General features: G+C 70.8%; 12 protein-coding genes. 6 read left to right on the forward strand and 6 right to left on the reverse strand.

From position 1 onward, the window contains the following. Positions 1–137: 137 nt before the first annotated feature. Entirely contained in the window at positions 138–1,685 is a 1,548-nt protein-coding gene (locus ASF40_RS13240; RefSeq protein ID WP_056369701.1) for a Re/Si-specific NAD(P)(+) transhydrogenase subunit alpha, read from the forward strand. Then, positions 1,682–3,097: a Re/Si-specific NAD(P)(+) transhydrogenase subunit beta gene (gene pntB / locus ASF40_RS13245; RefSeq protein WP_056369703.1), complete on the forward strand. Its 1,416-nt coding sequence runs from the start codon at positions 1,682–1,684 to the stop codon at positions 3,095–3,097. Before ASF40_RS13240 ends, pntB begins: the two co-directional genes overlap by 4 nt. A 45-nt stretch (positions 3,098–3,142) precedes the next feature. On the opposite strand, the gene ASF40_RS13250 is transcribed toward pntB, so the two are convergent. The 3 genes from ASF40_RS13250 to ASF40_RS13260 all read right to left on the reverse strand — a co-directional run bounded on the left by ASF40_RS13250 (position 3,143) and on the right by ASF40_RS13260 (position 5,383). Further along, positions 3,143–3,496 (reverse strand): histone-like nucleoid-structuring protein Lsr2, encoded by a 354-nt coding sequence (locus ASF40_RS13250; RefSeq protein ID WP_056369705.1) that lies wholly within the window; start codon positions 3,494–3,496, stop codon positions 3,143–3,145. Between the two features lie 173 nt (positions 3,497–3,669). Beyond that, the gene (locus tag ASF40_RS13255; protein ID WP_235560241.1) at positions 3,670–4,533 is read right to left on the reverse strand and encodes a LuxR C-terminal-related transcriptional regulator; all 864 of its coding nucleotides are present in this window, start codon (positions 4,531–4,533) and stop codon (positions 3,670–3,672) included. Between the two features lie 253 nt (positions 4,534–4,786). Beyond that, a complete protein-coding gene (locus ASF40_RS13260; protein WP_056369707.1) occupies positions 4,787–5,383 on the reverse strand; it encodes a methylated-DNA--[protein]-cysteine S-methyltransferase in 597 nt (198 codons plus the stop codon). Positions 5,384–5,594: 211 nt separating this feature from the next. Between ASF40_RS13260 and ASF40_RS13265 the strand changes: the two genes are divergently transcribed. Further along, entirely contained in the window at positions 5,595–9,341 is a 3,747-nt protein-coding gene (locus ASF40_RS13265) for an AAA family ATPase (RefSeq protein WP_442922702.1), read from the forward strand. Then, positions 9,328–9,543 (forward strand): hypothetical protein, encoded by a 216-nt coding sequence (locus ASF40_RS13270; protein ID WP_056369710.1) that lies wholly within the window; start codon positions 9,328–9,330, stop codon positions 9,541–9,543. Before ASF40_RS13265 ends, ASF40_RS13270 begins: the two co-directional genes overlap by 14 nt. Here the strand turns inward: ASF40_RS13270 and mscL are convergent. Genes mscL through ASF40_RS13285 form a run of 3 tightly spaced genes read right to left on the reverse strand, consistent with a single transcriptional unit; the run spans position 9,537 to position 10,927 of the window. Then, positions 9,537–9,962, reverse strand: coding sequence for a large conductance mechanosensitive channel protein MscL (gene mscL, locus ASF40_RS13275; RefSeq protein ID WP_056369712.1), 426 nt, complete (start codon positions 9,960–9,962; stop codon positions 9,537–9,539). The genes ASF40_RS13270 and mscL overlap by 7 nt on opposite strands. A 43-nt stretch (positions 9,963–10,005) precedes the next feature. After that, positions 10,006–10,311, reverse strand: coding sequence for an FmdB family zinc ribbon protein (locus ASF40_RS13280; RefSeq protein WP_056369715.1), 306 nt, complete (start codon positions 10,309–10,311; stop codon positions 10,006–10,008). A gap of 19 nt (positions 10,312–10,330) precedes the next feature. After that, a complete protein-coding gene (locus ASF40_RS13285) occupies positions 10,331–10,927 on the reverse strand; it encodes a 5-formyltetrahydrofolate cyclo-ligase (RefSeq protein WP_056369717.1) in 597 nt (198 codons plus the stop codon). An 80-nt stretch (positions 10,928–11,007) separates the two neighbouring features. Between ASF40_RS13285 and galU the strand changes: the two genes are divergently transcribed. After that, on the forward strand, positions 11,008–11,895 hold the full coding sequence (gene galU, locus ASF40_RS13290) for a UTP--glucose-1-phosphate uridylyltransferase GalU (RefSeq protein ID WP_056369719.1): 888 nt from the start codon (positions 11,008–11,010) through the stop codon (positions 11,893–11,895). 23 nt (positions 11,896–11,918) lie between these two features. After that, positions 11,919–12,548 carry a GNAT family N-acetyltransferase gene (locus ASF40_RS13295; RefSeq protein WP_056369721.1) on the forward strand — a complete coding sequence of 210 codons (630 nt, stop codon included), beginning with the start codon at positions 11,919–11,921 and terminating at the stop codon, positions 12,546–12,548. The last annotated feature ends 70 nt before the right edge of the window (positions 12,549–12,618 follow it).

A 12,618-nucleotide genomic window follows, 5' to 3' on the forward strand; every position in this document is an offset into this window, starting at 1 on the left:
TCGTGTCGGGGCGCAATGCACGGCGTATCTGCATCGCGGTCTGACATGGTGGAGGCGTCGCCGCGAGCACCGAAGAGGGTCTCGCGGACCTCCCCGTCGCCGCAGCCGACGCTGTCGCACCCGACCCAGAGGAACGCATGACCCGCATTGGCATCGTCGCCGAGGCGCCCGGAGAGACCCGGGTCGCCGCGACTCCGACCACCGTCCCGAAACTCATCGCCCTGGGCTACGACGTCGTCGTCGAAGCCGGGGCCGGGTCCGCCTCGTCGTTCCCGGACGCCGCGTTCGTGAAGGCCGGCGCGGCCGTCGTCGACGGTGCCACGGCGTGGTCAGCGCCGGTGGTGCTGAAGGTCAACGCGCCGATGCCTGGCGAGATCGACCGGCTCGCCGACGGGGCGACGATCGTCGCGACGCTGAGTCCGGCGCTGCGGCCGGATCTCGTCGAGTCGCTCGCGACGCGGGGGATCACCGCGATCGCGCTGGACGCGGTGCCGCGCATCTCTCGCGCGCAGTCGATGGATGTGCTGAGCTCGATGGCGAACATCGCCGGCTACCGCGCGGTGGTGGAGGCGGCGCACGAGTTCGGGCGGTTCTTCACCGGCCAGGTCACGGCGGCGGGCAAGGTGCCGCCGGCGAAGGTGCTGGTCGCGGGCGCGGGTGTCGCAGGGCTTGCGGCGATCGGCGCGGCCTCCAGCCTTGGTGCGATCGTGCGGGCCACCGACCCGCGGCCGGAGGTGGCCGACCAGGTCGCGTCGATCGGCGGCGAGTATCTCGAGGTCGTCGTGCCGGAGGAGGCGAAGCAGGTCTCGTCCGACGGGTACGCGAAGGCGACCAGCGAGGCGTACGACAAACGCGCGGCCGAGATCTACTCGGAGCAGGCGGCCGACGTCGACATCATCATCACGACCGCGCTCATTCCCGGGCGCCCGGCGCCGCGCCTGATCACCGCCGCGGACGTGGCCTCGATGCGCGCGGGCAGCGTCATCGTCGACATGGCGGCGGGGCAGGGCGGCAACGTCGAAGGCTCGGTCGCCGGCGAGAAGGTCGTGACCGAGAACGGCGTCGTGATCCTCGGCTACACCGACCTGCCCGGTCGGCTTCCCCAGCAGGCGTCGCAGCTGTTCGCGACCAACCTCGTCAATCTGCTGAAGCTCCTCACCCCGGGCAAGGACGGTGAGCTCGCCCTGGACTTCGACGACGTCGTGCAGCGCACGGTCACCGTCGTGCAGGACGGCGCGGTCACGTGGCCGCCGCCGCCCGTGCAGGTGTCGGCCGCGCCGGCGAAGGCAGCGGCCGCCGCCCCGGCGGTGGTCACCCCGAAGAAGACCATGTCGGCGGGCGCCCGCACCGGCCTCATCGTCGCCGGGATCGCCGCCCTGTTCGCGATCTGCGCGTTCGCGCCGCCGCCGCTGCCGCAGCACTTCCTGGTGCTGACGCTCGCGATCGTCGTCGGCTTCTACGTCATCGGCCACGTCGCGCACGCGCTGCACACGCCGCTGATGAGTGTCACGAACGCGATCTCGGGCATCATCGTGGTCGGCGCCATGGTGCAGATCACGGTTCCCGACCTCACCGTGCAGATCCTCTCCGCCGTCGCGGTGCTGCTCGCGTCCATCAACATCTTCGGCGGCTTCGCCGTGACGCGGCGCATGCTCGCGATGTTCCAGAAGGGTGAAACGCGATGATCGCGGTCGCCGGCCAGGTCGCAGGCGCCGCGTACATCGTCGCGGCGCTGCTGTTCATCCTGAGTCTCGCGGGGCTCAGCAAGCACGAGACCAGCCGTCGTGGGGTGGTGTTCGGGATCGTCGGCATGGCGATCGCGCTCATCGCGACGGTCGTCCTGGTGGCGGCGGGCGCCTGGGGCGAGTCGTCGGGTGCGCTCGGGTTGACGCTGCTCGTCGTCGCCGTGCTCGTCGGCGCCGCGATCGGGCTCTGGCGCGCGCGGATCGTCCAGATGACCGGGATGCCGGAGCTCATCGCGCTGCTGCACTCCTTCGTCGGCCTCGCCGCGGTGCTGGTCGGCTGGAACGGCGCCCTGTATGACACCGGACTCACCGGGGCGCTCGCCGACATCCACCACGCCGAGGTCTTCATCGGGGTCTTCATCGGCGGTGTGACCTTCACCGGGTCGATCGTCGCGTTCCTCAAGCTGTCGGCGCGCATCTCGTCTAAGCCGCTCATGCTGCCGGGCAAGAACGCCCTCAACATCGGCGCGCTCGCCGCGTTCCTCGTCCTCACGGTCTGGTACGTCATCACGCCGGAGTTGTGGCTCCTGATCGCGGTGACCCTGCTCGCTCTGGCCCTCGGCTGGCACCTGGTCGCCTCGATCGGCGGCGGTGACATGCCTGTCGTCGTGTCGATGCTCAACAGCTACTCGGGGTGGGCGGCCGCCGCGGCGGGCTTCCTGCTGAACAACGACCTGCTCATCGTCACCGGTGCGCTCGTCGGCTCGTCGGGTGCGTACCTGAGTTACATCATGTGCAAGGCGATGAACCGGTCGTTCTTGTCGGTGATCGCCGGCGGCTTCGGCATCGAGGCGCCGAAGGGCGGCGACGAGGAGTACGGCGAACATCGCGAGATCGACGCCGAGGCCGCCGCCGACCTGCTCGCCGGCGCCTCCACCGTCGTGATCACGCCCGGCTACGGGATGGCCGTCGCGCAGGCCCAGCACGGCGTCGCCGACCTCGTGCAGAAGCTGCGCGAGCGCGGGGTCGACGTGCGGTTCGGCATCCATCCCGTCGCGGGACGCCTTCCCGGCCACATGAACGTGCTCCTCGCCGAGGCGAAGGTGCCCTACGACATCGTGCTCGAGATGGACGAGATCAACGACGACCTGTCGGGCGTCGACGTCGTGCTGGTGATCGGCGCGAACGACACCGTCAATCCCGCCGCCGCGGAGGATCCGTCCAGCCCGATCGCCGGAATGCCGGTGCTGCGTGTGTGGGAGGCCGGCAACGTCATCGTGTTCAAGCGCTCGATGGCATCCGGGTACGCGGGCGTGCAGAATCCGCTGTTCTACCGCGACAACGCGCAGATGCTCTTCGGCGACGCCAAAGAGAAAGTCGACGAGATTCTCTTCCAGCTCTCACGCTCGTGAGAGCGGGAAGAGAATCGTCGATGAAGGGCCGCGAGGCGGCGTGCGTCAGTGCGCCGCCTCGTAGGCTTCGAGGACGGATGCCGGAACCCGGCCCCGCTCGGACACCTGATAGCCGTTCTGCTTCGCCCATTCGCGGACGCCGCTGTAGTCCTGCTGTCCGCTGCGGCGACGCTTGCGGCCGGCAGCGGCGGCGCTCGAGGTCGCGCGGGCGGACGAGACGGCGCGGGCTGCCTTCGTGTAGCGCTCGAGAGCGCCGCGCAGTGCGGCGGCATTCTCGTCGGTGAGGTCGATCTCGTATGCGACGCCGTCGAGCGAGAACAGCACGGTCTCGCCTTCGCCGGCTTCCAAAAGGGTTCCGTCGATGTCGTCGACGAGCTGGTGAACGATTCTGCGGGCCATGAGGGAACAATACGCTGAATTGTCGCCGTAGCCTATTGATGAATTCCCTGGCGGTGGATAACCGTCATCCCACGAGGAGAATTCGAAATCGCGAGAATTCGGACGCCACTGTCCGGAAATGGTCGCGGGAGGCGATACGGCGGGTCCCCTGCCCGCAGCGTCCGGCGGCGGAGTCAGGGAAGGATGCCGGCGCGACGCGCGGTGACGACCGCGGCGTGCCGGGTCGAGGCATCCAGCTTCGCCATCGCGGACTGCAGATACGACTTGACCGTGCCTTCTTTGAGGTCGAGGGTCGCCGCGATCTCGGCATTCGTCGAGCCGAGAGCAGCGCACGCGAGCACGTCGACCTCGCGCGGCGACAGCCGGACGTCGAGCTCGACCGACGGCTCCGATGCGTCGTGCGAGAGCGCGGCCAATCGCTGCTCGAGGCGGTCCAGGCGCGCACGCAGCGCGGGGTCGTCGATGATCGCCGCGATGCTTCGCAGCTCGGCGTACGTCTCGCGCAACTCCTCGCGCGTGGTCGCAGGCATGGCGGCCGGCGCGGTGCGCGTGGGAGAGAGGGTCAGTCGCCGTTGCACCTCTTCGCGGATGCGCAGCTCGCTCGACAGCTCCTCCGCGACCGCGAAGGCCGGGCGGGCGACGACGTCTCCGACGGGGGATTCGGCCCACGATCCGCAGTAGATGACGCCGCGCGCGCGCCCGCCCACCATGACGGGGACGGCGAACAGCGTCGCGATGCCCTCACCGAGGACGGCGCGGTCGTAGTCGTGCGTGATGCTGCGTGACGAGCCGTAGTCCAGCGCAAGCCGCGGTCGCTTCTCGACGAGCGCCCGCCCACCGAGACCACGGGAGGCCTCCACGACGAGCCCCTGGAGGTTGCGGGTGCGGGCACCGTGGATGGACGTGACGTGGATCGCGTCGCCGAGCGCGAGTCCGCCGAAGGCGACCGGGAAGCGAGTGCGACGGACGAGTTCGGCCACCGCGTGATCGAGCGCCTGTGCGTCGCCGGGGTCCCCGTCGAGCGCGTCCACGACGATGCGGACCCCCGCGCCTGTGCGCTCGGGGGTCGGTGCGCGATGCGGGACAGACGCGCCCACGGCTACCTGCTTCCGGCGTGACGGCGTCCTCGCCGCCTCTTTCGTAGCGTCGACTTTACCAGTCAGGGCGATCGCCCCCGGGCGGGCGGGCCTCTCGTCGAGGCGGATCGCGAGACCCGCGGGCAGCGCCGTGCCGCGCGGGCCTCGCGGCATGCGGGCGGCCTACACGCCCGCAGCCTCGACCGGCTCGGCCTCAGTGCGGAGCCGGAGTCTCGGCGGCACCGGCGGCGGTCGGCGCGGCCGGAATGCTGGGCCCCTGTTCGAGGTCGACGAGGAACCGCTTCACCTCGGGTCGCCCACCGTATTCGCCGAGCGAGCCGTCGGCGCGGACGACGCGATGCACCGGCACGACGACGGAGAACGGCGTAGTGGCGCACGCCGTCCCGACAGCGCGCGCCGCGCGGGGGATGCCGGCCGCGATCGCGACCTCTCCGTAGCTGGCGGTCTCGCCGTAGGGGATGTCGCACACGGCCTCCAGCGCGGCGCGTGTGAAGCCGCGGACGAGCCGCCAGTCCAGCGGCAGATCGAACTCTTCGCGGTCGCCGTCGAAGTATTCGTCGAGCTGCGTCACCGCGCTCTCGAACGCGGCGGCGGCTCCAGGCGCGGCGGCGTCCGTGTCGTCATCGGGCACGGGGAGGGCGCGCAGCTGCAGGGCGACGCGCTCGATCTCGGCGTGCAGGGGGCCTTCGAACGGGTGCAGGGTCACGATGCCGTCGTCGGTCGTGACGATCAGGATGTCGCCGATGGGCGACGGGTGGACGCGGTAGCGGGGCGGGTCCTCGGGGCTCATGCGACCATCCTGGCGCGGGTCGCGGACGCCGTCGCGGGTCGTCGGCGGGATCTGTGGGAACGACGCGCGGAACGTCCGCGGGGGAGGAGGGGGCGTTGGCCGGGGCTGTCCCGTGGCGGTCCGATACCGCGAAACTCAGGTCCATTGCAAGAGCCGGGCACACGTCGCCTTTAGGGTGGCACGTGTGTGGCGAGCAGAACGCAGCGCCGTGTTGGGCTCAGGAGATGCCGAGCGCGGGTACGACGTGACCCCGGGTGATCTGGGTCTCGCCGAACCCGACGTCACCGTCGTGCACGTCGCCGAGACCGAGCGCGACCGGCTCCGGCTGCAGTCCGCCGCCCTGGGCGGCCGATCGACTCTGCTGCACTTCGTCGACGGGCAGGACGCCGCGATCGAGATCACGAAGGCGCACCCCGGTAGCCTGCCCCAGTTCATCACCGGGCGGTCGACGCTGCTTTCGAACCTGTTCCGCGACGAGGTCGCGCTGCGCAACGCCCGGCTTGCGGCGCAGAGCATCACCGCGAAGGACCAGGAGCTGCGCACGACCCGCGGTCTCGACACCGTGCGGCTCGCGGTCGGTCTGGCGACCTGGCGCGTCGCCGGGATCACGTGGAGCGCACCCGTGCTGCTCCGCCCGCTCGCGATCCGGCGCCACCACGGCGATTTCGAGCTCAAGCTGCACGGCACGTTCGAGGTCAACCCCGAGCTGATCCGCGCGATGCGCACGCACTTCGGCATCATGATCGACGCCGGCGGCCTCGCCGCGCTGGCGTATGAGGGCGGAGTCTTCAAGCCGCAGCCGGTCATCGACCACATCCGTGCGCTCACCGCGTCGATCGACAGCTACGCGGTGAAGCCCCGTCTGCTCGTGTCGACTTTCGCCGATGTCGGCGGCGACATGGCGCTCGACGCGTCGGATCTCGACCACCGCGTGCTCAACGCGCTCGCCGGTCACGTCGCCGACCGCGAATCGCTCACGATCCGCCGAGACGGACCCGTGCCGACGAGCCCCGACGACCGTGCCCCCGCCGCCGACATGCTGCTCCTCGATGCCGACTCGGAGCAGGAGCGCGTGCTCGCCCGGATCGCCGACGGCCAGTCCCTCGTCATCCACACGCTGCCCGGCACCGGCGGCACGCAGACCGTCATCAACGCCGTGGGCGCGCTCGTGCGAGACGGCAAGCGCGTCCTCGTGGTGAGCGCGCGCCGTTCGACGCTCGACGGAGTGCGGCACCGCCTCGCGGGCATCGGGCTCCCCGGCCTGGCGGTATCGCCCGACCGCCTGCAGCGCGATCTCATCCGTGCGATCGGCCGGAACGAGAAGGCCGAGACGCCGAAGGTCTCGGACATCGACGACGCGCTGGTGCGGCTGCGGGGCGTGCTCCGGGACTACCGCTCGGCCGTGACCGCCAAGCACCCCGATTTCGACGTGTCGGTGCTCGACATCCTCCGAGAGCTCGCCGAACTCGCCGAGCGGGGCGTCGCCCCGGCGACCGAGGCCCGCTTCGACGCGGACGCCCTCGCGAGCCTCGCTTCGACACGGCAGGAGGCGGCGGCGAAACTCTCCGCCGCCGCGCGACTGGGCGAGTTCCGCTTCGGCCCCGACGACTCGCCCTGGTACGGCGTCACGTTCGCGACCGTGGAGGAGGCCCGCGGGGCGCACGCGCTCGCCGGCAAGCTGCACCGCAGCGACGTGCCGACGCTGCTGGAGCGCGGCTACGAGCTCATCGCGCAGACGCGCATGCGGCCGTTCCAGACCGTCGCCGAGCTCGGCGTGTACCTGCGCCTGCTGCGCGGCATCCGCGACTCGCTCGACAAGTTCAGCCTCACCGTGTTCGAGCGGCCGCTGGCCGAGCTCATCCAGGCGCACGCGCCGCGTCGCGACGCACCGGAGATGAACGGCGCGAACCGGCGCCGCCTGCGCCGCCTCTCCCGTGAGTATCTGCGCCCCGGCGTGCACGTGCCCGACATGTACGAGGCGCTGGTGCGGATCCAGCAGCAGCGCACGGAGTGGCAGCGCTACGTCGACGCGGGCGTGACCCCAGAGGTGCCGCTGGGTCTCGGCGACGTCCAGGTCGCCTGGCAGCGCGTCGACGCCGAACTCGGCGAGGTCGACGCCGTGCTCGGCCGCACCGGTGCCGACCGGCTCTCGACCCTCCCCGTGAAGCAGCTCGTGCGCACGCTCGCCGGCCTCGCCGCGGACTCCGACGTGTTCGACAACCTCAAGGAGCGCGCGACGCTGCGCTCCGAGCTCGCCGCGATGGGCCTCGAACCGCTCCTCCTCGAGCTGTCGGTGCGGCACGTGCCCGAAGACGAGGTGGCCGCCGAACTGGAGTACGCGTGGTGGCAGTCCGCGCTCGAGCTGCTGCTGCGCACCGACCGTGCCGTGCTCGGCGCGAACACCGCCGTCGTCGACCGGCTGGAGCGCGACTTCCGGCTCGTCGACGAGGCCCATGCCGCAGCATCCGGTCCGCTCCTCGCCGCCCATCTCGCCACGCAGTGGCGGATCGGGATCGTCGACCACCGCTCCGAGGCGGACGGGCTGAAGCAGGCGCTGAAGCGCGGCGCCATCACGCCCGCCGAGCTCGCGACGGTGGCGCCCACGCTCTCGCGCACGGTGGCGCCCGTCTGGCTGGCTTCGCCCTATGAGGTGCCCCGCATCCCCGAGACGGTCCAGTTCGACGTCGTGGTGCTGGCGGATGCCGGGGCCCTGTGTCTCGCCGAGGCCTCCCCGGCGCTCCGCCGCGCGGGCCAGGTGGTGGCGTTCGGCGACCCCGTGACGCAGAAGCCCACGCCGTTCCGCGTCTCGGCAGGCTCCGCGATGTCGGCCGCCGTGCCGCCGCCCTCGATCGACGGCGATGGCGCGCCGGCCGACGCCGATGACGACGAGGTGCCGTTCGATGGGACGAGCGTCTTCGAGCGTCTCGCCGAGCTGCTGCCCGTCGAGACGCTCACCCGCAGCTACCGGGCCGGTGGAGAGGACCTCGCGGCGCTCGTGAACGACGCGTTCTACGGCGGCGAGCTCGTGTCGCTGCCGTGGGCGGGGTCGTACCTGGGCCGTGGGAGCCTCGCGGTCGATTACGTCGAAGGCGGCCACGGCACCCCCGACCCGATCACCGGGGCCGTCGAGAGCCCTGCCTCCGAGGTCGCCCGCGTCGTGACCCTGGTCGTCGAGCACGCGGTCAACCGGGGCACCGAATCGCTCATGGTCGTGACCGCGAGCGTGCGGCACGCCGAGCGCATCCGCGCGGCCGTCGAGGCGGCGTTCGCCGGACGCTCCGACGTGGCCGACTTCGTCTCGCGCGACACCGCGGAGCCGTTCGCGGTGCTGACGCTCGAGGAGTCCGTGGCCGAGAGTCGTGACCGTGTGATCTTCTCGCTGGGCTTCGGCCTCACCAAGCACGGCCGCGTGCTGAGCGACTTCGGCGACCTGTCGTCGCCCGACGGCGAGCGGCTGCTCACGGTCGGCATGACCCGCGCGCGGCGGTCTATGGTCATCGTGTCGTCGATCCGTCCGTCGGCCTTCGACGACGGGCGCCTCGAGTACGGAGCCGCGACGCTGATGTCGATCCTGGGCGGCATCGCCGCCCGATCCCGCGAAGCGCGTCTGGAGGATCTCGCCGACCCGCTCACACGCGCGCTCGCCCGGGAGCTCCGCCGCGCGGGCCTCTCCGTCGACGTGCACTACCGCGGCCTGCTGCCGCTCGTCGCGCAGTACGACGGCAAGGCGGTCGTGGTCGAGAGCGACCCCGAGACGATCGGCGAGTCGCTGCGCGAATCGCTTCGGCTGCGCCCGCAGATCCTGCGGCGCCTCGGCTGGCACTACGTGCGCGTGCACTCGTTCGACCTGTATCGCGACCCGGCCGACGTCGCGCAGCGCATCGCGGCCATGCTGGGCGTGCCGCCGGACGCGCCCCGGGTCGACAACGAGACCCAGCCCATCGATGTCATCGAGTGACCGCCAGCGGATCGAACGCGTCAAGGGCTCCCGCCGCGCCAAGCTGACGCCCGCGCCGGGGACCACGGCCGAGCCGGTCCCGGCCGATGAGACGACGGATGCCGCGCCCCCGACCGGCCGCAAGGGCCAGGGGAACGCGGCATCCGATTCAGCCGGTCCGAACGATGAGCGCCTGCGGCGCGACGTCCCGCCGCACTACTGAGCGCGAGGCGCGGTGCCCTGCTTCTCGAGGATGTCGCGGATCTGCACCAGGATCTCCTGCTCGGTCGGGAGCTTCGGCTCCTCGTCGGCGGGGGTGATGCCGGCCTTCGCGGCGGCGCGCTCCTTGAGCACGTTCATCGGGTGCACGAAGACGAAGTAGACGACGATCGCGACGGCGAGGAAAGCGATCACTGCGTTGATGAGGTCGTTGATCGGGAAGGTCACCGGACCCCACAGCCCCTGCACGGTGATGCCGATCGTGCCGTCCTCAGCCGGCTTCCACACGAGCTCGATGAGCGGGTTGATGATGCTCGCGACGATCGCGTTGACGACCGCCGTGAACGCGGCGCCGATGACGACCGCGACCGCCAGGTCGATGACGTTGCCGCGGAGAATGAATTCCTTGAAGCCCTTGATCACGTGTACCCCCTGGGTGTCGTTCCGCGTCTGGGGCGCCGGAGGATCAGGCTCCGGACGACGCGGGCGAGGCCTTCGCCTCGGTCTTCGATGATGTCGAAGTCGACGAGGACGCGCCACCCGAGGCATCCGATCCACCGCTCGAGCCCGAGCCCGAGCCCGAGGGCTTGGCACCCGCGCGGGAATCGGTGCGGTAGAAACCCGAACCGTTGAAGGTGACGCCGATCGAGCCGTACTCCTTGCGGAGCGCTCCGCCGCACTCCGGGCACTCGGTCAGGGTCGGGTCGGCGAAGGACTGCACGGCGTCGAAGCGGTGACCGCACTGCTTGCAGGCGTAGGCGTAGGTGGGCATGGCTCTCTCGGTTCGGCTGTCAGCGCCGCGTGGGCGCGAGGGTGATGGTGCGCGTGGGGGTGACGACGCCCGTCACGCGCTCGTCGAGTTCGTCGCTCGGCAGTTCGTCCACGAACTCGGAGTCGAAGACGACCGCGTAGACGGGAGGGCATCGCTCCATCGACCCGAGCGTCTTGTCGTAGAAGCCGCGTCCCCAGCCGAGCCGCATCCCGGTGCGGTCGACGGAGGCGGCGGGGATGACGAGGAGGTCGACGTCGTTGACCGCGATCGGGCCGAGCAGTTCGCCGACGGGCTCGGGGAGTCCGTACATGCCCTCGGCGATGTCGTCCTCGCCGGTGGCGACCGCCCAGTCCAGCAGGCCGTCCGCCCGCGTCACGGGGAGGAGGACACGGATGCCGCGGCTCACGGCATCCGCCACGAAAGAGCGGGTGCCCGGCTCGGCCGTGGTCGACAGGAAGCACGAGATGGAGCGGGCGCCGTGCTCGGCGACGAGGGAGTCGAGCTGCGCGTGGATGCCCGCCTCGGCGGTCTCGCGCGCCTGCGGCGAGAGGCACTGGCGTCGCTCGCGGAGCTCGGCGCGCAGTGCGCGCTTGGCATCGGCGATGGCGTCGGACATGGTGTCGATTGTACGGCGCGCAGTATCGCACACCGTCCGTTCGGGCGAGAGGGTCTCATCGTCGCACCTAGACTCTCACCATGGCGCACACCTCCATCAAGGCAGTCATCCCCGCTGCGGGCCTGGGCACCCGCTTCCTCCCCGCGACGAAGGCGATGCCGAAAGAGATGCTTCCCGTCGTCGACAAGCCGGCGATCCAGTACGTCGTCGAAGAGGCGGCGCAGGCGGGCATCGACGACATCCTGGTGATCATCGGGCGCAACAAGAACGCGATCTCGAACCACTTCGACTCGGTTCCCGAGCTCGAGGAGAAGCTGAAGGACAAGGGCGACACCGACCGCCTGCATCGCGTGCTGGAGTCGAGCGATCTCGCCGACATCCACTTCGTGCGCCAGGGCGAGCCCAAGGGTCTCGGCCACGCGGTGCTGCGGGCCAAGGCCCACGTCGGCGGCTCGTCGTTCGCCGTCATGCTCGGTGACGACCTCATCGACGAGCGCGACGAGCTGCTGACCACCATGATCGAGGAGCACGAGCGCACCGGAGCGGCGATCATCGCCCTCATGGAGGTCGACCCCGAGCACATCCACCTGTACGGCGTCGCATCGGTGGAGTCGACCGACGGCAACGGCATCGTGAAGGTCAACGGTCTCGTCGAGAAGCCCAAGGCGGAGGACGCGCCGTCGAACCTGGCCGTGATCGGCCGTTACGTGCTGTCGCCGAACGTGTTCGAGATCCTCGAGCGCACCGAGCCCGGCAAGGGGGGCGAGATCCAGCTCACCGACGCGCTCCAGGAGCTCGCGAGCGACCCCGATGGCCCCGGCGTCTACGGCGTGGTTTTCCGTGGCCGCCGCTACGACACCGGCGATAGGGTGGATTACATCAAGGCCATCGTGCAGTTGGCGGCCGATCGCGAAGATCTCGGTCCCGCACTGCGTCCCTGGTTCAAGGATTTCGCGGCGAACCTCTGACGCCGCCCGTTCGAGGGGGTCTCGTGGATCTGTCGGCTCCCCGCAGGCACGGGTCGGTGGCGATCCGCCTCGTCCGCCAGCGCGACGCGCGCGTGCTGCAGAACGAGCTGCTCTCGAACCGCGGCTGGCTGCGCCCCTGGGAGGCGACCAGTCCCGATGGGCCGGTGTCGTTCGACATGCGCGTCGGCATCCGCCGGCTGCTGCAGCAGTACCGTGACGGCGCCGGCGTGCCGTTCGTCATGGAGTCCGACGGCGAGGTCGCGGGCCAGCTGAACGTGTGGGGGGTCGCCCGCGGCTCGCTCGCATCCGCGACGATCGGGTACTGGGTGAGCGAGCGGTTCGCCGGGCGGGGCATCACCCCGACGGCGGTGGCTCTCGCGACCGACATCTGCTTCTCGGAACTGCGGCTGCACCGCATGGAGATCTGCATCCGTCCCGAGAACCGGGCCAGCCTGCGCGTGGTCGAGAAGCTCGGCTTCCGCTACGAAGGGCTGCGCCGCCGCTTCATCCACATCGACGGCGACTGGCGCGACCACTACGCGTTCGCCCTGGTCCGTGAGGACGTCCCCGAGGGCGTGCTCCAGCGCTGGGTGTCGGGTCGTGTGCCCCAGGACGCGGCCACGGTTCCGCCCGCGGACCGGCTGCACGCATAGGTCGTCCGGTTGCCGTTTTCCACCCCCGCCGGTGGGCCGCCGCGCATCACCGTGCCTGACCACGCAAGAA

Origin of the sequence: Microbacterium sp. Leaf288 (assembly GCF_001422925.1) — a bacterium.
Classification (GTDB): domain Bacteria; phylum Actinomycetota; class Actinomycetes; order Actinomycetales; family Microbacteriaceae; genus Microbacterium.